The sequence below is a fragment of the Flavobacterium terrisoli genome, from assembly GCF_030167905.1.
Taxonomy (GTDB): Bacteria; Bacteroidota; Bacteroidia; order Flavobacteriales; family Flavobacteriaceae; genus Flavobacterium; species Flavobacterium terrisoli.
This window is the reverse complement of sequence record NZ_JARGNA010000004.1, coordinates 207,342-231,998: the sequence shown is the minus strand read 5'-3', so window position 1 is coordinate 231,998 and position 24,657 is coordinate 207,342. Positions and strand designations below refer to the sequence as shown.

22 protein-coding genes are annotated in these 24,657 nt (G+C 37.8%); 10 read left to right on the top strand and 12 right to left on the bottom strand.

The genetic code is table 11. The features are described from left to right. Positions 1 to 101: 101 nt before the first annotated feature. The 3 genes from P1K33_RS06845 (at position 102) to P1K33_RS06835 (ending at position 4,241) form a co-directional block, all read left to right on the top strand. A complete protein-coding gene (locus P1K33_RS06845) occupies positions 102 to 2,195 on the top strand; it encodes an LTA synthase family protein (RefSeq protein WP_284652174.1) in 2,094 nt (697 codons plus the stop codon). A gap of 339 nt (positions 2,196 to 2,534) precedes the next feature. Further along, positions 2,535 to 3,854 (top strand): serine hydrolase domain-containing protein, encoded by a 1,320-nt coding sequence (locus P1K33_RS06840; RefSeq protein WP_284652173.1) that lies wholly within the window; start codon positions 2,535 to 2,537, stop codon positions 3,852 to 3,854. Between the two features lie 3 nt (positions 3,855 to 3,857). Further along, positions 3,858 to 4,241, top strand: coding sequence for a ribosomal maturation YjgA family protein (locus P1K33_RS06835; protein ID WP_284652172.1), 384 nt, complete (start codon positions 3,858 to 3,860; stop codon positions 4,239 to 4,241). On the opposite strand, the gene P1K33_RS06830 is transcribed toward P1K33_RS06835, so the two are convergent. Together P1K33_RS06830 and fabG are read right to left on the bottom strand one after the other, a co-directional pair. Beyond that, a complete protein-coding gene (locus P1K33_RS06830; protein ID WP_284652171.1) occupies positions 4,233 to 6,260 on the bottom strand; it encodes a hypothetical protein in 2,028 nt (675 codons plus the stop codon). The genes P1K33_RS06835 and P1K33_RS06830 overlap by 9 nt on opposite strands. A gap of 27 nt (positions 6,261 to 6,287) precedes the next feature. Beyond that, positions 6,288 to 7,034 (bottom strand): 3-oxoacyl-[acyl-carrier-protein] reductase, encoded by a 747-nt coding sequence (fabG, locus tag P1K33_RS06825; RefSeq protein WP_284652170.1) that lies wholly within the window; start codon positions 7,032 to 7,034, stop codon positions 6,288 to 6,290. A gap of 128 nt (positions 7,035 to 7,162) precedes the next feature. Here fabG and P1K33_RS06820 point away from each other — a divergent pair, with 128 nt between their 5' ends. The 7 genes from P1K33_RS06820 (at position 7,163) to P1K33_RS06790 (ending at position 12,787) form a co-directional block, all read left to right on the top strand. Then, on the top strand, positions 7,163 to 7,714 hold the full coding sequence (locus tag P1K33_RS06820) for an RNA polymerase sigma factor (protein WP_284652169.1): 552 nt from the start codon (positions 7,163 to 7,165) through the stop codon (positions 7,712 to 7,714). A 17-nt stretch (positions 7,715 to 7,731) separates the two neighbouring features. Further along, a complete protein-coding gene (locus tag P1K33_RS06815) occupies positions 7,732 to 8,001 on the top strand; it encodes a hypothetical protein (protein ID WP_284652167.1) in 270 nt (89 codons plus the stop codon). A 5-nt stretch (positions 8,002 to 8,006) separates the two neighbouring features. Beyond that, positions 8,007 to 8,483 carry a hypothetical protein gene (locus P1K33_RS06810; protein WP_284652166.1) on the top strand — a complete coding sequence of 159 codons (477 nt, stop codon included), beginning with the start codon at positions 8,007 to 8,009 and terminating at the stop codon, positions 8,481 to 8,483. A 61-nt stretch (positions 8,484 to 8,544) separates the two neighbouring features. Next, positions 8,545 to 9,159, top strand: a complete 615-nt coding sequence (locus P1K33_RS06805; protein ID WP_284652165.1) for an MbnP family protein — start codon at positions 8,545 to 8,547, stop codon at positions 9,157 to 9,159. Next, entirely contained in the window at positions 9,156 to 10,178 is a 1,023-nt protein-coding gene (locus P1K33_RS06800; protein ID WP_284652164.1) for a cytochrome-c peroxidase, read from the top strand. Before P1K33_RS06805 ends, P1K33_RS06800 begins: the two co-directional genes overlap by 4 nt. Before the next feature lie 68 nt (positions 10,179 to 10,246). Next, a complete protein-coding gene (locus P1K33_RS06795) occupies positions 10,247 to 11,596 on the top strand; it encodes a YHYH protein (RefSeq protein WP_284652163.1) in 1,350 nt (449 codons plus the stop codon). A gap of 9 nt (positions 11,597 to 11,605) precedes the next feature. Next, positions 11,606 to 12,787, top strand: a complete 1,182-nt coding sequence (locus P1K33_RS06790) for a cytochrome-c peroxidase (protein ID WP_284652161.1) — start codon at positions 11,606 to 11,608, stop codon at positions 12,785 to 12,787. Between the two features lie 33 nt (positions 12,788 to 12,820). Here the strand turns inward: P1K33_RS06790 and P1K33_RS06785 are convergent, their stop codons facing one another. The 10 genes from P1K33_RS06785 to menD form a co-directional block, all read right to left on the bottom strand. Then, positions 12,821 to 15,232, bottom strand: coding sequence for a DUF7619 domain-containing protein (locus P1K33_RS06785; RefSeq protein WP_284652160.1), 2,412 nt, complete (start codon positions 15,230 to 15,232; stop codon positions 12,821 to 12,823). Between the two features lie 110 nt (positions 15,233 to 15,342). After that, a complete protein-coding gene (gene sucD / locus P1K33_RS06780) occupies positions 15,343 to 16,215 on the bottom strand; it encodes a succinate--CoA ligase subunit alpha (RefSeq protein WP_284652159.1) in 873 nt (290 codons plus the stop codon). 93 nt (positions 16,216 to 16,308) lie between these two features. Beyond that, entirely contained in the window at positions 16,309 to 16,668 is a 360-nt protein-coding gene (locus P1K33_RS06775; protein ID WP_284652158.1) for a nuclear transport factor 2 family protein, read from the bottom strand. A gap of 2 nt (positions 16,669 to 16,670) precedes the next feature. Continuing rightward, positions 16,671 to 17,600, bottom strand: coding sequence for a UDP-3-O-(3-hydroxymyristoyl)glucosamine N-acyltransferase (locus P1K33_RS06770; protein ID WP_284652157.1), 930 nt, complete (start codon positions 17,598 to 17,600; stop codon positions 16,671 to 16,673). Positions 17,601 to 17,690: 90 nt separating this feature from the next. After that, positions 17,691 to 18,257, bottom strand: a complete 567-nt coding sequence (gene efp, locus P1K33_RS06765) for an elongation factor P (protein WP_284652156.1) — start codon at positions 18,255 to 18,257, stop codon at positions 17,691 to 17,693. 57 nt (positions 18,258 to 18,314) lie between these two features. Beyond that, a complete protein-coding gene (lpxA, locus tag P1K33_RS06760) occupies positions 18,315 to 19,100 on the bottom strand; it encodes an acyl-ACP--UDP-N-acetylglucosamine O-acyltransferase (RefSeq protein ID WP_284652155.1) in 786 nt (261 codons plus the stop codon). A 3-nt stretch (positions 19,101 to 19,103) separates the two neighbouring features. Then, a complete protein-coding gene (locus tag P1K33_RS06755; RefSeq protein ID WP_284652154.1) occupies positions 19,104 to 20,492 on the bottom strand; it encodes a bifunctional UDP-3-O-[3-hydroxymyristoyl] N-acetylglucosamine deacetylase/3-hydroxyacyl-ACP dehydratase in 1,389 nt (462 codons plus the stop codon). Positions 20,493 to 20,515: 23 nt separating this feature from the next. After that, the gene (gene lpxD, locus P1K33_RS06750) at positions 20,516 to 21,535 is read right to left on the bottom strand and encodes a UDP-3-O-(3-hydroxymyristoyl)glucosamine N-acyltransferase (RefSeq protein ID WP_284652153.1); all 1,020 of its coding nucleotides are present in this window, start codon (positions 21,533 to 21,535) and stop codon (positions 20,516 to 20,518) included. A gap of 124 nt (positions 21,536 to 21,659) precedes the next feature. Next, a complete protein-coding gene (locus P1K33_RS06745; RefSeq protein ID WP_284652152.1) occupies positions 21,660 to 22,895 on the bottom strand; it encodes an HD domain-containing protein in 1,236 nt (411 codons plus the stop codon). 17 nt (positions 22,896 to 22,912) lie between these two features. After that, positions 22,913 to 24,574 (bottom strand): 2-succinyl-5-enolpyruvyl-6-hydroxy-3-cyclohexene-1-carboxylic-acid synthase, encoded by a 1,662-nt coding sequence (gene menD, locus P1K33_RS06740; RefSeq protein WP_284652151.1) that lies wholly within the window; start codon positions 24,572 to 24,574, stop codon positions 22,913 to 22,915. Positions 24,575 to 24,657: the final 83 nt, after the last annotated feature.

Genomic DNA, 24,657 nt, shown 5'->3' with positions numbered 1-24,657 from the left:
TTTTAATGCGAGCGAGGTTTTGTTTTTAAGTCAAAATTAATTTAGGGTATTTGAGTTCTAAACGGTTACAGTAACATCAGTTAACCATTAGTCACATTTATATGAGCTATTTCAAAAAACACTCTCCATTCCTTAATCTGCTTTTTCTGTTTCTTATTGTCAATATCATCCTGAGGGTTGTATTACTCTTCCATCCTATCACACAATCCTGTTTTCATGTCCTCGAAATCATTAAAATATTTGTATTGGGTTCTGCTTCTGATTTGTTTGTATTCATTGTTGGTAGTGCTTTTTTGTGGCTTTATTTATTGTTTTTGTCCAATGTCAAATACCAGAAACCTTGGGGATTAGTCATTTTTGTTGGATTGATTTCATTGCTGATTTATGTTTCATTTTTTAATACGATACTTAATGAATATGGCGGTTCGTTACCGGAAGTCGGAATCAGTTTTATTGCGGTCAAAACTATCTTTTTTGGATTGATGCTTTTCTTGCCAAAGCATCGCAAAACCATAAGATTGGTCCTTTTTTCCATGGCGGTATTCATTTTCGTTTTGGTTATCGTTCAGAATGCCATTAGTGAGTTTTTCTTTTGGAACGAGTTTGGCGTTCGCTACAATTTCATAGCCGTTGATTATCTGGTTTATACCAATACTGTTATCGGCAATATCATGGAATCTTACCCTGTAATTCCTTTACTTATAGGTGTTGGGCTCATAACTGCTTTTATAACGTATGTCATTGTAAAGCAATCAAAACCTTTCCTTAATGATTTGCCTTTGTTTAAGAATAAAATGAAAGGTTTCGGAATTTATGTTGCTTTGTTTGCTGTTTCTTTGTTTGCCATTCCGCTTTTGTCCAAACAGGAAAACAGCGCTAATGTTTATACCAATGAGTTGCAAGCCAGCGGTATATATAAGTTCTATTTGGCGTTTATGAATAACGAATTGGAATTTGATAAATTCTATAAAACCATACCTACAGCCGAAACTTTTTCACTTTTACAAAAGGAAATACCGGGAATTAGTGGTCAAAGTACTTTAAGGACAATTAAATCAAATGCTGCTGAACTCCACAAGAATGTGGTTTTGATTACGGTGGAAAGTTTGAGCGAAGAGTTTATGACAGAATATGGCAATGAAAAACACATTACGCCTTTCCTCGATTCATTGGCCCAACAAAGTTTACAGTTCACCAATTTATACGCTGTGGGCAACAGAACGGTTCGGGGACTGGAAGCGGTGACTTTGTGTTTGCCTCCAAGTGCAGCAGAGAGTGTTGTAAAGCGCAGAGACAATAAAAACAAATTTTCTACAGGGAATATCTTCAAACAAAAGGGTTATGCCGTAAAATACCTGTATGGCGGTGATGCCTATTTTGACAATATGGGTGATTTTTTTGGAGGCAATGGTTATCAGGTTATTGATAAAAAGACATTTGAGCCAAATGAAATCACTTTTGCCAATATTTGGGGCGTTTGTGATGAAGACATGTACAACAAAGCCATCAAGGAAATGAACCAGGAATCTCAGCAAAACAGACCATTTTTTAATCATATCATGACGGTAAGCAACCACAGGCCTTTTACTTTTCCTGAGGGCAAAATAGACATTTCGGGCACGGCAAAATCAAGAAATGGTGGTGTGAAATACACCGATTATGCATTGAAACAATTCTTCAAAATAGCCCAAAATCAATCTTGGTTTAAGAATACCGTTTTTGTGATTGTAGCCGATCATTGTGCTTCGAGTTCCGGGAAAACAGAGTTGCCTTTGGACAAATACAGAATCCCGGCGTTGGTTTACTCTCCCGGATTTATTCAGCCTAAACACGTCAATACCTTGATGTCCCAAATCGACCTGATGCCAACGGTATTTGGGTTGCTCAATTTTAATTATGAAAGTAAATTTTACGGACAGGATGTTTTCAAACCTACCTATCGTCCAAGAGCTTTTGTGGCTACTTATCAGGATTTAGGAATGATTAAGAATAATATATTGACCATTCTTTCTCCGGTTAAGGAAGTTAAGCAATTTCAATTGATTTCCAGAGCCAAACCCAATGTTAAAGAAGAGTTTCAGTCGCATTATGATGAAATACCAATGACGCATCTGCGCGAAGATTTGATCAATGAAGCCATTGCATATTACCAAACTTCTGCTTATTTATTGAAAAATCATAAACTGCAGAAATGAGTTCGCTAAAGAAAAATGCTCAGTCAACCCATTTGGTTATTAGCATTTATTCTTATCTTAGATGTTATAGAAACGACTTTGATTAAAGTCGAAATACAATTATTATGAGAGTTTTTATGCCTATTGTTTTTATTCTGCTCTTTATATTTTACGTATTGTACTTAATGATTGTCAAGAAACAACTTAAGCAAAATTTAGCAGGCGTAGTTTATCCAGGATTGTTTTTTATAGCAGTTTGGGGAATACTCTATTATTTTATATTAGAATAAACTATTAAACTTCTTTTGCTGAAGCCATCTTTTGCAATAAATTTACGGTTCAAATAAACAACACTTTGCAATGACTAAAAACACAGCCCTTAGTTTTCTTTTTCTGCTTTTTATCACTTCTTCTTTTGCGCAACAACTTGATACCGTTAAACTGGATAGTTTGTTTTCCATTCTGGAAACCAAAGACAAATTTATGGGAAGTGTTGCGGTCAGTGAAAATGGCAAAATCATCTACAGTAAAGCCATTGGAAAAGCAAATGTGCTTACAAAACAAAGTGCGACCATTACGACTAAATACCGAATTGGTTCTATTTCAAAAATGTTTACGGCCTGTTTGATTTTTAAAGCCATTGAAGAAAAAAAACTGACTTTGGACAAAGCCATTGATGCTTATTTTCCTTCGGTTCCCAATGCCAATAAAATCACTATTGGCAATTTGCTCAACCACCGAAGCGGAATTTATAATATCACCAACAGCGGTGAGTATATGTCATATTATACCAAGCCGAAAACAGAAGCCGAAATGGTCGCCATTATTGCCAAAAACAAAAGTGTTTTTGAACCCAACAGCAAAGCAGAATACAGCAATTCCAATTATATACTGCTGAGTTATATCTTGGAAAAAGTTTATAAAAAACCATTTGCCACTATATTAACCGAAAAGATTGTTACGCCATTAGGGTTGAAAAATACCTATGTAGGCAGCAGAACTAATTTACAAAACAATGAATCTTACTCCTACTCTTTTCAGGAAACCTGGACTCAGGAAAAAGAAACTGATATGTCCATTCCGATGGGTGCCGGCGCTGTGGTTTCCAATCCTACGGATCTAACCGTTTTTATTGAAGGCCTGTTTTCCGGAAAGATTATTACTGCCAAGAGCCTGGGTCAGATGAAAAACATACAAGATAACTATGGGATGGGGATTTTTGAAATACCTTTTTATGATAAAAAAGGATTCGGTCACACTGGCGGCATTGACGGATTCAGTTCGATGTTGAGTTATTTTCCTGATAGTAAGTTGGCTGTTGCCATCACTTCCAATGGAAATATTTATCCCAATAATGATATCATGATTGCTGTTTTGAGTGCCTATTATCAAATTCCGTTTGTGGTTCCGACTTTTAAAGTCTTAGAATTAAGTGCGGCTGAATTGGATAAATATGTCGGAAGTTATGCTAGTCAGGAGTTGATGATGACCATTAAAGTAAGCAGAGATGGCAATAAACTCTCTGCACAAGCCACAGGACAAGGTGCCTTTCCTTTGGAAGCTACCGGAAAAGACACCTTCGAATTTGCTCAGGCCGGAATCAAGTTGGTGTTTAATGTATTCGACAAGCAAATGACTTTAAAACAAGGCGGCGGAAAGTTTATTTTCCTGAAACAATAGTTTATGTTTACTTTCAACAGAAACTATTTTCTCTTCACCGTATTGCTTTTTGCAATTGAAGTGTGCATTGCGCTATTGGTACACGATGACTTTGTAAGACCTTATTTTGGTGATGTTTTAGTAGTAATCCTGATTTATTGCTTTGTAAAATCGTTTTTGAGGGTATCGGTGACCAAAGCATCGATCGCAGTTTTGCTGTTTGCCTTTAGCATTGAAACGTTGCAATATTTAACTATAGTAGAAAAATTAGGACTCGAAAAGAATAAAATTGCCCGAACGGTCATCGGGACTTCTTTTGAATGGGGAGATATACTGGCTTATATTGCCGGAATTGTGATTGTAATTGTGTTTGAAAAATTCTTCGCCAGTAATAAACGATTACAGTAAGCCATTATATTTTCTGATAAACCATTCTGCGGCAAGCGACAATGCCAATAAGATCAATAACCAAACCCAATCCACCAAAGGCGATTTCTTGGTAATGGTTTTCTGGATGGCTTTGTAACTCTCGTCTTCCGATAATTGCTTGATTAAAGCGTCCACTTGATTTGGCAAATAAGCTTTTCCTTGTGTTTGCATAGCCAATTGGTTCAACTTATTCCAATCCGGATTGACAAATTGCTTTTCGATATCAAAATCCAAGACTTCAAAACCACTGGAATATGAAGAATTAGAGTTCAGTTCCTTTACGGTAAACTTATAATTTCCGGCAGCCAATCCATCCAGATTCACCTGGAAAGCATTGCTGGTTCTCAGTAAATCATAATTCTTAACCTGTTTGGTTTTAGTATTGGTAACCGCAATGGTCAGCCTAGCTTTTTCGTCCAGTTCGTAGTTTTTATTGAAATACTGCGCCGTAATTTCAATGCCTTCACCAGAATTGTAAAATCTTTCGTGATTCACCACCAAAGACTTTCTGGCATTATTGGACACCAAATACTGAATGGTTTTGTCTAAGAAGATATCAAAATCAACAAAGTTCTTTTTGACCAAATAATTATCTGCACGCCATTTCCAGATGTTTTCCCCAAATAAATAAGCCGAACGCCTGCCCTGTTCTTCGTTGAACGTCAGCAAAGGCTGATTGGTAGCTATATTGCGAATAGTCGAGGATAATAAGGTATTTGTATTTCCTTTGGCTGTAATCGTTCCAAAAGGATTTTCCAAAGGCGGAAATTGCTCAAAACCAATATTATCCAAAGCAAACAAATTAAACTGAGTGTCAAATGAAGCTAAATAGTCTTCTTTTTGGGAGCTCATTTTAAAAGAAAACTGATTTTGATTCTGGTTTAAGAAATTGAAATCGGTATCATTTCCGGTGATGATCCAAGTGTTGATTTTGGCATTTACATTCTTTTCCAAAACCGATTTAAAAGCGCTCGTTGGCTGGTACAATATTAAAATATTATAATTCTCTAAACTACTGACTTGGTTTGGTTTAAGAATGGTTACTTTTCGCTGTACATTAGTTTCAATACTGCGTTTTAGCGCACCTAAATCAGGATGGGCTATATCCGAAATCAAAGCCACTTCTGTCTTCTGGTCGATGACTTCAACGGCAAAATTTTTGGAGTTATTGTAAGTATTCTTTTCTTGTTCTTTGGAAGAAACACTAGCTTTCAGAATCTGAATTCCTACGCTGTTTGCCGGCAATAAAACATTAAGCGTAGCCGACTTTTTTGTTGGAGAAAAAGCTACGGTTTGCTCGTTTAAAACCGAATTCCCCTGAGTAATTTTAAAAGAAGCGTTGATGCTTTTGGTTCCGGCATAATTCAGGAAAACTTCAACCGGATATTTGTTCTTGTGAAAAGCATACTTGTTGACGTTCAACTGCGTTACCTTCAGGTCCAGATAAGTTGTCGTATCGCCAACAACCAAAGGATAAACCTTATTCAACGGATTAGATCCAAAGACGTAATCTTCACCCGAAGTCTGGTTTCCGTCGGAAATCAGAATCGTTGGAAAGGTTTGGTTTTTATAGATGTTTTTGAGGCTTTTGGCCACAACATCGATATTGGATTGTGTTCCTTTAAAATCAATGTTATCGGCCGGTAAAAAGTCTTGGTCAAACTGATAGGTTTGCACCTCATACTTATCGTTTAAAGCCGAATTGCCTTTTAGTTTGTCAAACAGTTCTAAAGCGGGTGCATCCGATTTCAAATCCGCCATCGAAGCTGAATTGTCAATCACAATAGGCAATGGCGTTTTAACGGTTTCAATCGATTTTCTGGTTATGATTGGATTAATCAGCAATAATAGCAATCCGAACACACTGAAGAAACGCAAAAAAGCCAAAAGCAAAGTCACTTTCGACCTGCTTTTGACTCTATATAAATATTGGTAAAATGACACAGCGAACGCTATTCCTAAAGAAAGCAATATCAAGAAAACAGTGTTTGTGGTCATTTATTTGGGTTGTTTTTAAATGTTGGATTAGGTTAACATTCCACCACAAACATTCAATACTTGTCCGGAAACATAAGCACTCATATCGGAAGCAAAGAACAAACAGGCGTTTGCCACGTCTTCCGGAGTTCCACCGCGTTTTAACGGAATAGAATCTCTCCAGCCTTGTACTACGTCATCATTTAATTTGGCCGTCATTTCAGTTTCAATAAATCCTGGTGCAATCGCGTTGCAACGGATGTTTCTTGATCCTAATTCTAAGGCTACTGATTTGGTAAACCCAATCATACCGGCTTTTGAAGCAGCATAGTTGGCCTGACCTGCATTTCCTTTAACACCAACCACCGAACTCATGTTTACGATAGAACCTTTGCGGTTTTTCAACATAATTTTCTGAACAGCTTTGGTCATATTGAATACCGACTTCAGGTTGATTTCGATTACTTTATCAAAATCCTCTTCACTCATACGCATTAAAAGGTTGTCTTTGGTGATACCGGCGTTGTTGATTAATACGTCAACATTCCCGAAATCTGCCATTACATCATCCACTAATTTTTGCGCTTCGTTGAAATCGGCTGCATTTGATTTATATCCTTTGGCTTTGATTCCCAAGGCCGATAATTCGTTTTCCAATGCCAAAGCACTTTCGGCAGAAGAACTATAAGTAAAAGCCACATTGGCTCCGTGTTGAGCAAAAACTTTAGCGATCCCGCTTCCGATTCCTCTACTTGCGCCAGTGATGATGGCTACTTTTCCTTCTAATAATTTCATTGTAATAAAAGTTAGTTTTGTGTTTTATGAAAGTTCAAATATAGGAATATTTTATACGTTGAAAAAAATTAGATTACATTTAAACCTTTGTTATTTCTGAGTGTCCTAAAGAAATCTTAAAATTGCAAATGCCAAATAATCAAATCCTTTTCGAAAAGTTGTATCACGAGTATAAAACGCTCGTGTACAATGTGGCATTGAATTATTTGCAAAGTATTGAAGATGCGGAAGAAGTGACTCAGGACGTATTTGTCAAAGTTTATCATTCGTTCGAAAATTTCAATCAAAAATCTTCCTATAAAACCTGGATTTACCGCATTGCGATAAACCAATGCCTGGATTTCACCAAAAAGAAAAACAGCCGGAAGCGCTTTTTTATTTTTGGCAGAAAGAGTCAAAACGAACAGGAATACCTAAACACAGCGACTTTTGAGCATCCGGGAATCCTGATGGAAAATCAGGAAGAAGCTAAAATACTATTTGAAGTCATCAATACCTTAACCGAAAATCAAAAGACCGCTTTCCTACTGTCTAAGCTTGATGGCTTGAGTAATCCTGAGATTGCAGAAATTATGCAACTCAGTATTTCTTCCGTGGAATCGTTGGTTTTCAGGGCAAAAGCATCACTTCAGTCAACATTAGCAGAAAAATTTACACAATACCGCAAGAAAAAATTATAACTTTCGTCTAAACAAATATGGAAAAAGAGAATTGGATACAGAAAGTACTAAACAGTACTAACGGAATGACACAAGTTACGCCGGGTGACTATTTATTGTCCAAAATCCAAAGGAAAATCAAACAACAAGACAGTGTGCCACCAACCACCGTTTGGCTGGTAGCCGCTTCCATTGCTGTTTTGGTGTTGCTCAACATTACTTTGTTAAACAATGAAGTAAAAACAAAAGAGAATACCGCTACGGTTTATTTAGAAAATACTTTAAACAAAAGCAATCAGCTTTATTAATAGTCATGGAAAGAACAAAATTATTAACAATCAGTGTCATTGGGCTATTGTTGCTCAACTTGGGAACTTTAGGATTTCTGTTTTTGAATGGTCCGAAAGACCATAGATTACCGCATGAAGGAAGACCCAAGCCTAAAGAGATTATCATCGAAAAATTACATTTTGATGCCAATCAGAAAACAGCTTATGAAAAACTGATTCATTGGCATCGTGGTGAAATCAACCGATTAGATGATAGCATTCGTCAAACAAAAAATGAATTGTATTCAGGATTGGATGAAACTGAAATCAACGTAAAAACAAAAGACAGTTTGATTGCGCTATTGAATTCATATCAGAAGCAAATCGAAGAAACGCATTTCAAGCATTTTGAGGATATTAAGAAGCTTTGCAAACCGGAGCAGCAAGAAGATTTCAAGGCACTGACCGAAGAACTGTCCAGAATATTTGGGCCAAAACCACGCGGACCAAGACATGACTAAAATAAATTGGGTCATATTCTTATTCTTGTGTCTTTCCTCTTTTGGGCAAAAAAAGGACTCGTTGAGCATTAATTTCAAAATCAATTTTGACCAATTCCCTTTGGAACTCAATAAACAATACATCACTTCTAATAAAGATACAGTAGCGATTTCCACTTTCAAATGTTATGTTTCCAATATCGAAATACAATATGCAGATAAATCGGTTTTTAAAGAAAAGAACAGCTATCACCTACTCGATTCAGAAAACCCAAATTCGTTGTTTATACCTGTTGCCAGAGCCAATGATAAAATGATTTCCAAAGTTGTTTTTAACATTGGTATTGACAGTACAACCAATACTTCCGGAGCCTTAGACGGAGATTTAGATCCAATAAAAGGCATGTATTGGGCGTGGCAAAGCGGTTATATCAATATAAAAATTGAAGGCAAAAGCCCGAGTTGCAAAACAAGGAAAAACCAGTTCCAGTTTCATTTGGGCGGTTATCTCCAGCCCTATTATTCGATGAGGAAAAAAGTTATCACGGTCAATCAAAGTGGCAATGTTACTATAGGAATTGATTTAGCCGTTTTTTTAGCGGAAATGAATTTGGCTCAAACCAATTCGGTCATGATTCCCGGAAAAATGGCTATGGAATTGGCAGATATCAGCACTAAAATGTTTTATTTGGAATGAGAAAACACTGGAAATACTATTCGTTATTAGGACTGATTGTCTTAATTTGCTTGGCTTTTTCCAACCAATTGACCACACCAGTTTATTTTGAAGTGCCCAAAAATTGGCCACAACCCAAATACGATTTTAGCAAAAATCCATTAACCGAAGAAGGTTTTCAATTGGGTAGGCATTTATTCTACGACCCTATTCTTTCCCGTGACAACACTATTTCCTGTTCGAGTTGCCACGCACAAGCGACCGGTTTCACTCATGTTGACCATGATTTAAGTCATGGCATTGATGGAAAAGTCGGAACCAGAAACTCTTTGGCCTTAATCAACTTGGCCTGGGCCAAAAGTTTTCATTGGGATGGCGGTGTCAATAACCTTGAAGTGCAACCGATTAATCCTATAGAAAACCCCAACGAAATGGATGAAAAGCTTACAACTGTGATTGCCAAATTACAGCAAAGCCAAAAATACAGAGGTTTATTTGCCAAAGCTTTTGGGGATGATAAAATCACCAGTCAACGATTGCTAAAAGCCTTAGCACAATTTACAGTATTACTCAAATCAACGAATTCGAAGTATGACAAAGTAATGCGCAATGAAGCAGCATTCACTGCTCAGGAACAAAACGGTTATGAATTATTCAAAACGAATTGCGCTTCGTGTCATACCGAACCGTTATTCAGCAGTGACCGGTTTGAAAACAACGGATTGGCTATTGATAAGGATTTAAAAGATTTTGGACGAATGAAAATCACCAATAAAGAAGAAGACAAATTGAAGTTTAAAATTCCAACTTTAAGAAACATCCAATTCACTTTTCCTTATATGCACGATGGTCGATTCAAATCCTTAAACGAAGTCATAAAGCATTACAATTCCCTAGGCCACGGTGAAAATCTGCTTAATGAATTAGTCAAACCTATGAATCTATCAGATAATGACCGTGTGGATTTGGAGGCTTTTTTAAAGACCTTAAGCGATATGGAATTCCTTTTTGATCAACGATTTAGCTTTCCAAAAAAATAAATTTAAAAAGTGCCGCAAGAATAAAAATGTTCTGTCGTCTAAAACTATAACCAACCAATTCACTTCTTATGAAAAGCGTATTATTATTTTCATTACTGATGGTGCAAAGTATTGTCTCTGCGCAAACTAATCCAATCATTACACAATGGTTACGTAACACCATAGGAATAACCGGTCGTCATTATGTTTCGGGTAATCCAACACCGATTACTGATGCAGTTTTGGCGAATGTACAGACGGTGCAATATTCGACCAATTGGGTTTATGTGACTACCAATGGTATTCCGGCTTATATCACCGGACCGTTTTTAGATGGAAATCCATCACTTGCCACTTCTCAGAACGGTGCTATTTTTAAAATGCCATTAAATCCAACACAAAATACAGGAACGCCAACGGCAACCACCGGAGGAAACATCGGATTATTCAAAAACGGTGTGGCCTTGTTTGACTATCGTGATGGCGCTTCATGGAGAAATGTGAGCAGTCAAATGTGTGGCGGACCAACAGGAATGTGTATGGGCGATGGGGTTTGGAATCGTGATGCTATTCCGGCCGAGCGTGCTGGTTTTGATTGTGCCAAAGCGCATCCTGCCATGGGCAATTACCATCACCATCAAAATCCGAGTGCTTTTAATTTAGATTTGTTAGTCATTTCAACCGTTTGTGACACTTATCCATCTGATGGTTTGTATGTCATCAATACAGCTCAACATTCACCATTGATTGGTTTTGCGTATGATGGTTTCCCTATTTATGGTGCCTATGGTTATGCCAATGCCGATGGAACCGGAGGAATTGTCAGAATTAAATCAAGTTACCAATTGAGAAATATCACAACCAGAACGCATTATGCCGATGGTACCAATGTAACTGATGGTCCTGCCGTTAGTGCCACTTATCCTTTGGGCTATTTCAGGGAAGATTATGAATATGTAGCACATCCTTCTGATGCGAGTTATTTGGATGTCCACAACGGACGTTTTTGTGTAACACCGGAATATCCTTTGGGAATCTATTGTTATTTTGCCACGGTAGATGCCAATCACAATTCGGCTTATCCTTATGCTGTCGGACCAACGTTCTATGGCAACAAAACGGCTGTGAAAGTCACTTCAATAACCGAATCTACAACGCAATACACTTTGGACAATGCCGATTTTAATTTATCCAATTTGAATATTAAAATGTATCCAAATCCGGCGCAGGATTTTATTGCCATTCAAACGGATATGCCCGAAGACAATCTGAAAGTGACTTTGATTGATGAATTGGGAAAAATTATTCAAACCAATGAAATTCTACAGGGAAGTACACTTTGCATCTTGGATTTGTCTACTGTTTATAACGGCATTTATTTTGTTAAAGTATCCAGCGGAAAAGACGATAAGACTTTTAAAATTGTAGTAAAAAAATAAAGCCGACTTATGTATAAAAAAATCAGTGCCTTATTCCTCATCGCGCTCACCTATTCTTGCGGCAGTGATGACACAGAATATGTTGAAATCGATCCTTATGCCAATATAAGAGCAACTTTCGGAAGCAACATCAATCCGGAAAGCCTTCAAAATTATGCCAATCAGTTTGTTCCGGCCTATATTACCAAAGACAACACAGCCGGAAATCCAATCACCGATAAAGGCGCCACTTTGGGAAGGGTTTTGTTTTATGACAAAAATCTTTCGGCCAACAATACCATTTCCTGCTCGAGTTGCCATCAACAAGCCAATGCTTTCAGCGATACCAATATGGCCAGTAACGGTGTTAATGGCACTACCGGCAGACATTCAATGCGTTTGATCAATACCCGTTTTGCCAACGAGAGTAAATTCTTTTGGGATGAACGCGCGATTAATTTGGAAACCCAAACCACGATGCCGATAAAAGACCATGGTGAAATGGGTTTTAGCGGTACTAACGGAGACGAACCTTTTAGCGGTTTGATCACCAAACTAAGTGCTATTGGATATTACAGAGAATTGTTCCAATTTGTTTATGGCAGCGAGGAAATTACCGAAAATAAAATCCAATTGGCTTTGGCACAATTCATCCGAAGTATTCAGTCTTTTGACAGTAAATACGATATCGGAAGAGCACAAGCCGCTAATGATGGCCAACCATTTGCCAATTTTACGGCTCAGGAAAACCAAGGTAAAAACCTGTTTTTAATGCCACCTGTTTTTGATGCGACGGGTAATCGAACCTCAGGCGGATTAGGCTGTGCCGGTTGCCATGCGCCGCCGGAATTTGACATCAATCCCAATACCGGAAACAATGGCATCATCGGTGTTTTAAACGGCACCGGAATTGACATTACCAATACCAGAGCACCATCGTTGCGTGATTTGGTTAAAGTTGATGGCACGCCAAATGGACCGATGATGCATACCGGAGTCATTGCTACTTTACAAGCCGCGATTGGTCATTATGGAACGATAAATTTAGCACCCGGAAATACCAATCTTGACCAGCGATTGCGGCCAAATGGTTTTGGGCAGCAACTTCATTTAACCGCTCCGGAAGTCAACGCAGTCATCGCTTTTATAAGAACCTTATCAGGAACCAATGTATATGCCGATACGAAATGGTCGAATCCTTTTCCGAATTAAAACAAAAACTCCCGAGATTATCGGGAGTTTTTTTTATTTCTTAATAAACTTGGTATTGGCTGTTCCTTTATCGGTGTTGACTTTGATAAAGTAAGTTCCGGATTGAATATCGGAAACATCAATAGTAGAAACACTTTCTGCATTTGGTATTGCCATTACAATTTGCCCAAGTGCATTGTAAATATTGATAGACTTCACTCCTATTTCAGATTGTGCTTTCAGGTTTAAAACCGTATCAGCCGGATTAGGATAAACACTAAAATAAACGCTGAAATCAAAATCCTGTGTGGCCAATGCCTGAACAGTTGTTGTGGCTGTATTGGTTACAATCGGGAAATTATAATCAAAATAAATGTTGGCACTATTGCTGAAAGTATCACCAATGACTAATGTTGGTTTGGTTTTGATCTTAAACGCTACGTAACCATCATTAGTGGCATCGTCAAATGGCAGATTGATATTTTCAAAAATGAATTCCACCTGATTGGTATTGGTAATTCTCGTTACAAACTGATGGCTGCCACTTTGAGGAATCAAAGAAGTGATATCAAATCTGGTTGTGTCAATCATATCTTTTACTACGATATTTTCAGCGGGGAAAGTTCCGGTATTTTCAAAACGGATAACATAATGAACATATTCGCCAACCATACTTGGTGTAATCGTTGTGCCTTCCAAACAGGTTTTGTCATTCGGGTCAAACGAATTAAATACAGTTTGGTTCAATACTGATGTATTGTCATTCGGTGTTTCGTCAGTTGCTGCAGTTATTGCAGTAGTATAATTTAAAATATCACCACTATTTACTGCCGGGATTTCCATAGGTGAATTTATATTTAGTGTCACCAGGATTTCTCTGGTTTCAAAAGGAAGCAAATTGCTGAAATCCCAAGATAAATTATCTGTGGATTGGCTGTTTACAATTGGATTTGAAGTAACTAAATCTAAAACTGCGTCATTAAATGTTAAGTTTACAGAACCACTTTGTGCCTGTGTACCTTTGTTTTTGTAAATGATTTTATACTCAGCATCAAAACCAGGTCTGGCAACTCCCAGTGGTAATAAAGTAACCTCCAAATCATTATGGATTCCATTTGGTGTTATACAAAAGTTCTCTATAAATGGGCTGGCATCTGTTGGAAAATCAACGGTTACTGCTGTTGGAGTTACACTAAAATAATTTGAAGTTTCAAATATTGGCGCTATTGTATAAGTGCCTTCCTGAAGCGGTATGGAATAGGAACCTAAATTATTTGAAATTCCCATTCCTACGATGTTGGTTCCAATTGCAATTGAGAATTTTAAATTAGGATAGTTGATATCATTAATGCCACAACCATTTCCTTCCATATCATATCTATTATTTCCTTGAATGGTATAAAATGTGCCACCCGGAGTAAAAGAACAATAAGAGTTTACATGACAATTGGTATAACCTAAAATATTAGTAACATAGTTTTGGAATCCGGCGACTTGATTATCATTAGTACAGATATACGTTAATGTTGGATTGTTTTCTAATTGAATCTGAACAAAATCGTGTCCGTTTTTTAAAAATAACGAAACCAATTGGTTATTCTCACACCGAAGATAGTTTAAAAGGGAATTTGTAGTTACATCGATGGTTGTTAGTAAATTATCGCTACAATAAACACCGGTCAACTGGGTTAAATTAGTTACATCTAAACTTGTCAAAAGGTTATCGCTGCATTCAAGGAATGTTATGGTATTACAGTCTGACAAATCTAAGGTATTCAATTCATTTCCTGTTACATAAAGGGTTTCCAGAGCAGGCAGATTATTTAATTGCATTTGGGTCAGGTTATTATACCAACAATGCACTATTCTCAAATGGGTAAGATTGGAGAGATTTAAATTGGTCAACTGATTATTGCGACATTCCAAAATCTCAAGATTAGGTAAACCCTGTAGATTAAGAGTAGTCAATAAATTATCATCACAATAAAGGTATTTAAGATTAGTCAAACCACTAAGGTCTAATGAGGTCAACATACAATTTTCAACTTGCAAGTTCTCAAGACTTGTAAGCCCGGTTAAATTAATACTTGCCAAGTCGTTCTGACCATTGTTATTGTAATAGGACACCTGAATCAAATTACTCATACCTGATAGATCAAGCGTGGTTAAATTTGCGCTCTCTAAAAACAATCTTTCTAAATTGGCAAAATATTCTATTCCAGTCATATTAGTAACATAAGGCTGATAATTATTAAAATATATGGTATGCACCTGAAGCGCTTCACTGAGTTGGATTTCACCATCTTGATTGGCGTCAACAACAATATTATTGTGATTTGCATCTGAAAATTCTCCCGTGCTATTAAGTAGCTTACTTTTAAAGACAGGATCAGGAATATTGATGATTTGGGCAAAGGAAGAATGGTCAAGGGAAAATAAAGCAATTAAAAAGAATAGTTTTCTCATAGTTAAAGGTTTATTGTATGATGCAAATCTGCAAAAATAGTTGCGTGTAAATATAAAAAAAACCTCACGAACGTAAGGTTTTAAATTTAAAATATTGATGATGATGATGATTAACCCACCACTTCTTTTACTTTTTTCCCAATCTCAGCAGGAGAATCTACCACGTGGATGCCACATTCTCTCATGATTCTCTTTTTAGCTTCCGCAGTATCATCAGAACCACCAACGATAGCACCGGCGTGACCCATTGTTCTTCCTTTTGGAGCCGTTTCACCAGCAATAAACCCAACTACCGGTTTGCGGTTTCCGTCAGCTTTAATCCAATGAGCTGCATCTGCTTCCAATTGACCACCAATTTCACCAATCATGATGATACATTCGGTTTCAGGATCGTTCATTAACAATTCAACCGCTTCTTTAGTCGTTGTTCCAATGATTGGATCACCACCAATACCGATGGCGGTTGTAATTCCCAATCCTTGCTTTACCACCTGATCAGCTGCTTCATAAGTTAATGTACCCGATTTAGATACAATCCCAACTTTTCCTTTTTTGAAAACAAAGCCCGGCATGATACCTACTTTTGCTTCTTCAGGAGTGATTACTCCGGGACAGTTTGGACCGATTAATCTGCAGTTTTTACCTTTTATAAAATCATAAGCCTTAATCATATCTGCCACAGGAATACCTTCAGTAATGGCAATGATTACTTTGATTCCCGCGTCAGCAGCTTCCATAATAGCATCGGCAGCAAAAGCCGGCGGAACGAAAATGATTGAAGTATCAGCTCCGGCTTGGTCTACAGCATCTTTTACGGTATTAAAAACCGGACGATCTAAATGGGTTGAACCACCTTTTCCCGGTGTTACACCACCAACAACATTGGTACCGTATTCAATCATTTGAGAAGCATGGAAAGTTCCTTCACTTCCTGTAAATCCTTGTACTATTATTTTTGAATTTTTATTAACTAAAACGCTCATGTTTGTGTTTGTTTATTTGTGTTTATTTTTTGTGTTGCAAAAGTATAAAATAGTGTTCAGTGTTGAGTAATTAGTGCTCAGTTTTTTTACTAATTATAGTTGGCTCATCTGATAGCCTCGGTATAATTTATCGTCTTTAACTTCCCAGATCACCATGAAATGAGCCAAAAGCATTTCTTCTCTTGGGTTTTCAATGGTTTTTACATAATGGGAATAGCGAATGGAAACCGTCTTCCCATCTACAAGGATGTGTGAAATCCTGCTTTTGGAACGAAGATAGGCTTTGCCAAATTCAATGCTTAAGTCGACGATCTGGTTTTTTTTGAGTTTCAAAAAACCTTTGCTACTGTGCCATTCCAAAACAACATCCGGATGCAATAAAGCTTTGACTTTATCAGCGTCTAACAATACATCTGATTTGTAAAATTCCTGAACGATATCTTTAGCGCTCATATTTATTTTAGTTTATTTAAAATTTCTGGTATTTTTTTGAGGTTGGCAAACTGCTTCATTTTCTCTCTCGCTTCGTCAATTGGCGTTCCATAATAAGTTTTTCCGCCTTCAATGGATTTGCTAACGCCGGTTTGTCCCAAAACAACCGCTTTGCTTCCGATGGTTATACCACTCGTTGTACCAACTTGTCCCCAAAGGGTAACTTCATCTTCAATGACAACACAACCGGCAATTCCGGTTTGGGCTGCAATCAGGCATTTTTTTCCAATAAGGGTATCATGCCCAACATGCACTTGGTTATCAATTTTAGTTCCGGCTCCGATGGTTGTATCTCCTGTAACGCCTTTGTCAATCGTACATAAAGCGCCTAATCCAACATTATCTTCAATGACTACTCTTCCGCCGGAAATTAATTGGTCAAAACCTTCCGGACGTTTTTTATAATAAAAAGCATCGGCACCCAAAATCGTTCCAGAATGTATAATTACATTATCGCCAATTACGGTATTGTCATACACAATGACATTGGCGTGAAGCAAACAGTTTTTGCCAATGGTTACATTGTGCCCGATAAAGCAATTAGGCTGAATCACTGTTCCTTCCCCTATTTTGGCAGAAGCCGAAATACTGGCATTCGCAGCGATAAATGGTCGGAAATGTGTGGTCAGTTTGTTGAAATCCCTAAACGGATCATCTGAAATCAACAAGGCTTTACCTTCAGGACAATCGACTTCTTTGTTGATTAAAACAATGGTCGCTGCCGATTGCAGGGCTTTGTCATAGTATTTTGGATGATCCACAAAAACGATATCACCCGGTTCAACTACGTGAATTTCGTTCATGCCATGAACAGCAAAATCATCGCTGCCAACATATTGACATCCGATGATGGTTGCGATTTCTTTTAGTGTATGTATTCTTGGAAACTTCATTTATTGAATTTGAAAATTTGAAAATTTGGTAATTTGAAAATGAAAACTTAACAATCCTCAAATCTTCAAATCGATTGATCTTCAAATTAATTATTCTTTTACACGCTCCATGTATGAACCTGTAGCCGTATCAATTTTGATTTTATCACCTTCATTGATAAACAAAGGCACGTTTACAGAAGCACCGGTTTCAACTTTTGCAGGTTTAGTCGCATTGGTAGCTGTATTTCCTTTTACACCAGGTTCGGCATAAGTTACTTCCAAAACAATAGAGGCCGGCATATCAACAGAAAGTGGCAAATCGGTTTCAGTATTGATCTGAACCATTACGTTTGTTCCTTCTTTCAATAAATCAGGTGCATCAAGGATATTTTTATCCAAGGTAATTTGCTCATAAGTTTCGGTATTCATAAAGTGAAACTGATTTCCTTCAGCATATAAATACTGGAAATTCTGGGTTTCCACTCTAACCGTGTCAATTTTGTGACCTGCAGAGAAAGTATTGTCCAATACCTTACCGTTGGTTAAAGATTTCAATTTGGTTCTTACGAAAGCCGGACCTTTACCAGGCTTAACGTGAAGAAATTCGATGATTTTATAAATATCGTGATTGAACTTAATGCATAATCCGTTTCTAATATCTGATGTAGATGCCATTGTAATGTGTATTTGTTAATTTGGTAATTCGTTTTATTTGTTTAAAAAATTGGGATTTTAATAAGATCCTGAATATCCTTTCATAATTCCTCTTGAGGAGTTTCTGATGAAATCAAGAATCTCGTCACGTTCAGGTGTTGCTTCCATTTCACCTTCAATGATGGCCATGGCCTGTGAAGTGTTATAGTTTTTTTGGTACAATATTCTGTAAATATCCTGTACTTCCCTGATTTTTTCTGAAGTAAATCCTCTTCTTCTCAATCCAACTGAATTGATTCCAACATACGAAAGCGGTTCTTTTGCCGCTTTGGTATAAGGCGGAACGTCTTTACGCACCAATGAACCACCTGAAATCATCGCGTGATCACCAATGTGGATAAACTGATGAATCGCGGCTAAACCACCAATAATGGCATAATTCCCCACGATTACGTGACCGGCTAAAGCAACACCATTTACAATGATAGCGTTGTCACCGATATGACAATCGTGCGCAATGTGAGCCGTTGCCATAACCAAACAGTTCTTTCCGATTACGGTTTGTCCTGAAGCAATGGTTCCACGGTTGATGGTCACACATTCCCTGATAGTGGAATTGTCGCCAATAATGGCCAGTGAGTCTTCTCCACCAAATTTTAAATCCTGTGGCACAGCAGCGATAACGGCACCAGGAAAGATGTTACAATTCTTTCCGATTCGTGCGCCTTCCATGATAGTCACATTGGAACCTATCCAAGTTCCTTCGCCAATAACGACATTATTGTGAATGGTTGTAAAAGGTTCTATAACGACATTCTTAGCGATTTTCGCACCAGGATGTACATAAGCTAACGGTTGGTTCATATATTATTGTTTTTTGGCTATTTGCGCCATTAGTTCAGCTTCGGCCACTAACTTTCCGTTAGCATAAGCCTTCGCTGCCATATGGCAAATTCCTCTTCTTATTGGCGTAATCAAATCACATTTAAAAATTAAAGTATCACCCGGAAGTACTTTGTGCTTGAACTTCACATTGTCTATTTTCATAAAGAATGTCAGGTAATTTTCCGGATCGGGAACCGAACTCAGGATCAATATCCCACCAGTCTGAGCCATGGCTTCCACAATGATAACGCCCGGCATAACCGGTGCTCCAGGGAAATGGCCTACGAAAAATGTCTCATTCATTGTTACATTTTTCAAACCAACCACATGACTGTCTGACATTTCAATAATTCGGTCAACGAATAAAAATGGCGGACGGTGTGGCAAGGTATTCATAATTTGGTGAATATCCATCAATGGCTCCGCATTCAGATCATAAACAGGAACCTGATTCTTTTGCTCAATCTTAATAATTTTGGATAATTTTTTGGCAAACTGCGTATTCACATAATGCCCTGGTTTGTTGGCAATAACTTTACCTTTGATTCGGGTTCCGATTAAGGCCAAATCACCAATGACATCAAGCAATTTATGACGTGCGGCTTCATTAGGATAATGCAAAGTCAAATTATCCAGGATACCATTTGGTTTAACGGAGATATTGTCTTTCCCGAAAGCCACTTTCAGGTTGTTCATTGTTTTTTCAGAAATCTCTTTGTCAACATATACAATGGCGTTATTCAAATCACCGCCTTTGATCAGTCCATTATCCAGCAAAGTCTCTAATTCGTGAAGGAAACTAAAGGTTCTTGCGTCTGAAATTTCAGTTTTAAAATCTGAAATATTTTTCAAGGTAGCATTTTGGGTGCCCAAAACTTTGGTCCCGAAATCAACCATCGTAGTCACTTGATAGTCATCAGAAGGCATCACAAGGATTTCGCTTCCGGTAGCTTCATCCATAAAAGAAATTACTTCTTTTACGACATAATAGTTTCTTTCCGCATCTTGCTCAACAATACCTGCTTTTTCTATAGCTTCAACAAAGAACTTCGAAGAACCATCCATAATTGGTGGCTCAGACTCGTTCAACTCAATAATGACATTATCCACATCGCAGCCAACAAAAGCGGCAAGTACGTGTTCGGATGTTTGGATTTTTACGCCTAATTTTTCAAGGTTGGTTCCTCTTTGGGTATTCACCACATAATTAGCGTCCGCTTCAATAATCGGGCTTCCTTCTAAATCAACTCTGACAAAAGTATAGCCATTGTTAACCGGCGCGGGTTTAAAAGTCATCTTTACTTCTTTTCCTGTGTGTAGTCCAACACCAGTAAGGGAAATTTCGTTTTGGATGGTTCTCTGTTTAACCATTGGTATGCTTATTTAAGTTTAGTTTATTTGTTTGTTTTTTTCAATTCTTCAAGGTCGGCTACAATCTTTGGCAAATTCCTGAAATGAACATACGATTTGCTGTAGTCACCATAATTAAATGCTGGTGAACCTTGTATCGTTTCACCGTCAGCTATATTTTTTCCAATGCCTGATTGCGCCTGAACGCGAACGTTATTGCCGATGGTCAAATGACCTGCAATCCCAACCTGTCCGCCAATCATGCAATTGCTTCCTATTTTGGTTGATCCTGCAATGCCGGTTTGTGCGGCGATAACGGTGTTCTCTCCTATTTCAACATTATGTGCAATCTGAATATGATTATCGAGCTTTACGCCTTTTCGGATAACGGTTGAACCCAAAGTAGCTCTGTCTATAGTCGTACAGGCACCAATGTCAACATAATCTTCAAGGATGACATTTCCGATTTGTGGAATTTTGTTGTAAGTTCCGTCTTCTGTTGGGGCGAAACCAAAACCGTCTGAACCTATAATGACTCCGGAATGAAGCGTACAATTGGCTCCAATTACTGATTCTGAATAGACTTTAACTCCGGCAAAAAGAATGGTATTGTCACCAATGGTAACATTGTCGCCTATGAATGAATTGGGGTAAATCTTTACATTGGCTCCAATGATGGTGTTCTTTCCGATATAACTGAAACTGCCCAAGTATAGATTCTCTCCGTAAGTCACATCTTCCGAAATCACAGAAGGTTGTTCAATCCCTGATTTCATTAGCTTTACCTGATTGTAATATTCAAGGAGTTTAGAAAATGACTGATAGGCATCTTCCACTTTTATCAAGGTGGTTTTTATCTCGCTTTCGGGTTCAAAAGTAGCATTGACAATCGTAATGGTAGCTTCGGTTGAGTAGATATAATTAAGGTATTTCGGATTGGCTAAAAATGTTAGCGAACCTTCAGTTCCTTCTTCGATTTTTGACAATTTGAATACTTCGGCTTCCGGGTTTCCTACCACTTCGCCTTCAAGAATTCCTGCTATTTGAGCTGCTGTAAATTTCATCTTATGCTATAATATTTTTAATAGGTATAAGATGGAACTCGCCAGAGGCAATTTTTAATGATTGTATCAAAATATTATTAGCTCGTTTCATCCCGACAAAAGTATAAAAAAAACAATTTTAATGTTAAATTTCCGCAAGTAGTTTTGGAAAACAGATAAAATACTTCGTTACCGGTTTGGATAACGCTTTCAAATTCAATTGGTCCGAAGCCTCAACAACATCTTCTATCGTTCTATCTTTCTTCAAAATACGGATTGGCTCGGCGTCTTTACTATAGGCCTGATTTTTAATCTTCCCTTTAAAGATAAAGTATTTGGCTTCCTGAATGGTGATATTGTTCTCTTTCGCAAATCGGGCTGTCATCTCCTGTAACACTTCAACAGGGAATTTTTCGCTGTTGAGTTTGATTTTAGAAAGATCTCTGTTGATGATCATTTTGCTAAGGCTACTCAGGATAAAATCGGAGTGAAACTGCCAAACTTTTAAAGCGCTAACAATATCAAAATCATCTAATTGAGAAAAAGTATCTAAATCATGAGTTGAAAATTTTTCAAGGGTAACTTTATGCTCCATAAAATACTTCAACGGACGGCTGCATTCCACATCGATTCCTTTATTGAGTAGTTCTTTGGCTCTTTGCAAAGTCTTGGTCAATGTCAGTTCGGCGACCAAACTTGTTTTGTGCAAATAGGCTTGCCAATACATTAATCGGCGTGCCATCAGGAATTTTTCAATCGAATAAATCCCTTTTTCTTCCATCACCAAAACATCATCAACCACATTCATCATTTGGATCAAACGATCGGAATTGATGTTTCCTTCCGCAACGCCTGAATAAAAACTGTCGCGTTTCAGATAATCCATCCGGTCCATATCGAGCTGGCTTGAAATTAACTGCAGCATGAACTTCCTGTGGTATTCACCTTTAAAAACCTGGATCGCCAGACTCAACTGACCTTCAAACTCTTCGTTTAGCTTGTTCATAAACAAAAGCGAGATGGCTTCGTGATTGACTTCTTCCACAATGCTGTGTTCCATGGCATGTGAAAACGGCCCGTGCCCAATATCGTGCAACAAAATAGCAATCAATAAGGCATTTTCTTCTTCTTTTGAAATGGCAACCTCTTTAAATCGGAGTACTTCAATAGCTCTTTGCATCATGTGCATCGCACCAAGCGCATGGTGAAAACGCGTATGATGCGCGCCCGGATAAACCAAATATGACATTCCCATTTGGGAAATACGACGCAAACGCTGAAAATAAGGATGCTGGATTAAATCATACACCAATGAATTGGGAATAGTTATAAACCCATAAATCGGATCGTTGAATATTTTTAGTTTATTGGTTTGGCTCATTTAGTAAAGATATAAATTTAGACCAATGCTTTAAAATAGTTCAATAACAGTTTGTTGTTGTCCTTTGTTGGCGTAAATACTTCTAATATTGCAGGTTTGTCGTTATTGCTGAACAATTGTTTCAACCCTTTGGATAAAGTTTCTTCATTACTGGCAATGCTATAATCAAATTGGAACATTTTGGCCAAATGCTCTGCTGTCAGGCAATGTGAAGTTTCAAAATAGGTATTGAATGTTTCCGTTTCCTGATGACCGGGAAGTATCCTGAAAATACCGCCGCCGCCATTATTGACCAATATGATTTTGAAATTCTTTGGGATATAATTGTTCCAAAGTGCATTGCTGTCATATAAGAATCCAACATCTCCGGTGATTAAAACAGTTGGCCTGTCGCTGGCAACCGCTGCGCCGATGGCCGTGGATGTACTTCCGTCAATGCCACTGGTTCCGCGGTTACAGAATACCTGTATCGAAGTATCTATATCAAATAACTGTGCGTAACGAATTGCTGCACTGTTGCTGATTTGCAATTGAATATTTTTTGGCAAAGACGATATCACACTTTCGAAAACCTTCAAATCTGAGAATTTAACTTTAGAAAGGTATTCGTTGTGCTTTTCTTTTCGGTCTTTGTGTATGGTTTCAAAAGTGGTTTTATAATCGCTTTCGATTTTTTTCAAATGAGGAAAGAATTGGGCAAAAAACTGATTTGGGCTTACCACAAAATGTTTGGTCAATATGCCAAAAGTATTGTAAGCTCTCAATTCATCAATGTGCCAATGGTGCCTTGGTTTGTATTTTCTCAAAAATGCCTTTACCCTTTTAGACACAATCATACCACCAAAAGTAACGAGTATTCTCGGCTGTAATTCTGTGAATTCCTTTTCGGTAAACGGTGTAATCAAAGTATCAATATTATTGATAAATGACGGATGATGTAAGTTGGAAGTAGTTTCTGTCATCACAACCACCGATGGAAAGGACGCCAATTGATCAATCCATTTTTGTTCAATCGAATTGGGTGCGCACTCACCTACCAAAACTAAAATTTTCTGGCTGTGGTTCCACAAAGTGGAAAAAGCGATAATATCCTCAACCCTTACCAAGCGGTGTACTCTAAACAAACCGGTGACATTAACATCAACAGACAATTTGCCGGTGGTTTGGTACAGTGGTTCCTCAAAAGGAACATTGATATGCACCGGACCTTTGTGCGCTATGGCTACGTTAATGGCTTCATTGATAAACACATCGTTTTCTTCCGAAGCTTCTTCGAGTAAATTGGCATTGTATAAGGAATGATTGATAAAGACATTTTCCTGGCGAATGGTTTGTCCGTCACCAATGTCGATTTTGTCAAATGGCCTGTCAGCTGAAATCACAATAAACGGAATCTGGCTGTAAAAAGCTTCTGCCAAAGCCGGATAATAGTTGAGCAAAGCCGAGCCGGATGTACAAACTACCGCTACCGGTTTTCTTTTTTGCTGGGCAATTCCCAAGGCAAAGAATGCGGCACAACGCTCATCAGCAATACTGTAACAATTAAATTTGGGATTGTTGGTAAAGCCAATGGTTAACGGCGCATTTCTCGAACCGGGCGAAATAATAATATCGTGAACTCCTTTGGCATTGCATATTTCAATAATGCTCTGTGCCAAGGGTATTTTGGGATAAATCATTGTTGTTTGTTATGGATTACAAATGTACAAAGTTGTGCCTGTTTTTCAATACTATTGAATAGTTTTATTACTTTTGAGTTCAC

Bases quoted from the DNA above. Each gene is read 5' to 3' on its own strand.
- P1K33_RS06845 (WP_284652174.1), top strand. From the start codon at position 102: ATGAGCTATTTCAAAAAACACTCTCCATTCCTTAATCTGCTTTTTCTG.
- P1K33_RS06840 (WP_284652173.1), top strand. From the start codon at position 2,535: ATGACTAAAAACACAGCCCTTAGTTTTCTTTTTCTGCTTTTTATCACT.
- P1K33_RS06835 (WP_284652172.1), top strand. From the start codon at position 3,858: ATGTTTACTTTCAACAGAAACTATTTTCTCTTCACCGTATTGCTTTTT.
- P1K33_RS06830 (WP_284652171.1), bottom strand. From the start codon at position 6,260: ATGACCACAAACACTGTTTTCTTGATATTGCTTTCTTTAGGAATAGCG.
- fabG (WP_284652170.1), bottom strand. From the start codon at position 7,034: ATGAAATTATTAGAAGGAAAAGTAGCCATCATCACTGGCGCAAGTAGA.
- P1K33_RS06820 (WP_284652169.1), top strand. From the start codon at position 7,163: ATGCCAAATAATCAAATCCTTTTCGAAAAGTTGTATCACGAGTATAAA.
- P1K33_RS06815 (WP_284652167.1), top strand. From the start codon at position 7,732: ATGGAAAAAGAGAATTGGATACAGAAAGTACTAAACAGTACTAACGGA.
- P1K33_RS06810 (WP_284652166.1), top strand. From the start codon at position 8,007: ATGGAAAGAACAAAATTATTAACAATCAGTGTCATTGGGCTATTGTTG.
- P1K33_RS06800 (WP_284652164.1), top strand. From the start codon at position 9,156: ATGAGAAAACACTGGAAATACTATTCGTTATTAGGACTGATTGTCTTA.
- P1K33_RS06795 (WP_284652163.1), top strand. From the start codon at position 10,247: ATGAAAAGCGTATTATTATTTTCATTACTGATGGTGCAAAGTATTGTC.
- P1K33_RS06790 (WP_284652161.1), top strand. From the start codon at position 11,606: ATGTATAAAAAAATCAGTGCCTTATTCCTCATCGCGCTCACCTATTCT.
- P1K33_RS06785 (WP_284652160.1), bottom strand. From the start codon at position 15,232: ATGAGAAAACTATTCTTTTTAATTGCTTTATTTTCCCTTGACCATTCT.
- sucD (WP_284652159.1), bottom strand. From the start codon at position 16,215: ATGAGCGTTTTAGTTAATAAAAATTCAAAAATAATAGTACAAGGATTT.
- P1K33_RS06775 (WP_284652158.1), bottom strand. From the start codon at position 16,668: ATGAGCGCTAAAGATATCGTTCAGGAATTTTACAAATCAGATGTATTG.
- P1K33_RS06770 (WP_284652157.1), bottom strand. From the start codon at position 17,600: ATGAAGTTTCCAAGAATACATACACTAAAAGAAATCGCAACCATCATC.
- efp (WP_284652156.1), bottom strand. From the start codon at position 18,257: ATGGCATCTACATCAGATATTAGAAACGGATTATGCATTAAGTTCAAT.
- lpxA (WP_284652155.1), bottom strand. From the start codon at position 19,100: ATGAACCAACCGTTAGCTTATGTACATCCTGGTGCGAAAATCGCTAAG.
- P1K33_RS06755 (WP_284652154.1), bottom strand. From the start codon at position 20,492: ATGGTTAAACAGAGAACCATCCAAAACGAAATTTCCCTTACTGGTGTT.
- lpxD (WP_284652153.1), bottom strand. From the start codon at position 21,535: ATGAAATTTACAGCAGCTCAAATAGCAGGAATTCTTGAAGGCGAAGTG.
- P1K33_RS06745 (WP_284652152.1), bottom strand. From the start codon at position 22,895: ATGAGCCAAACCAATAAACTAAAAATATTCAACGATCCGATTTATGGG.
- menD (WP_284652151.1), bottom strand. From the start codon at position 24,574: ATGATTTATCCCAAAATACCCTTGGCACAGAGCATTATTGAAATATGC.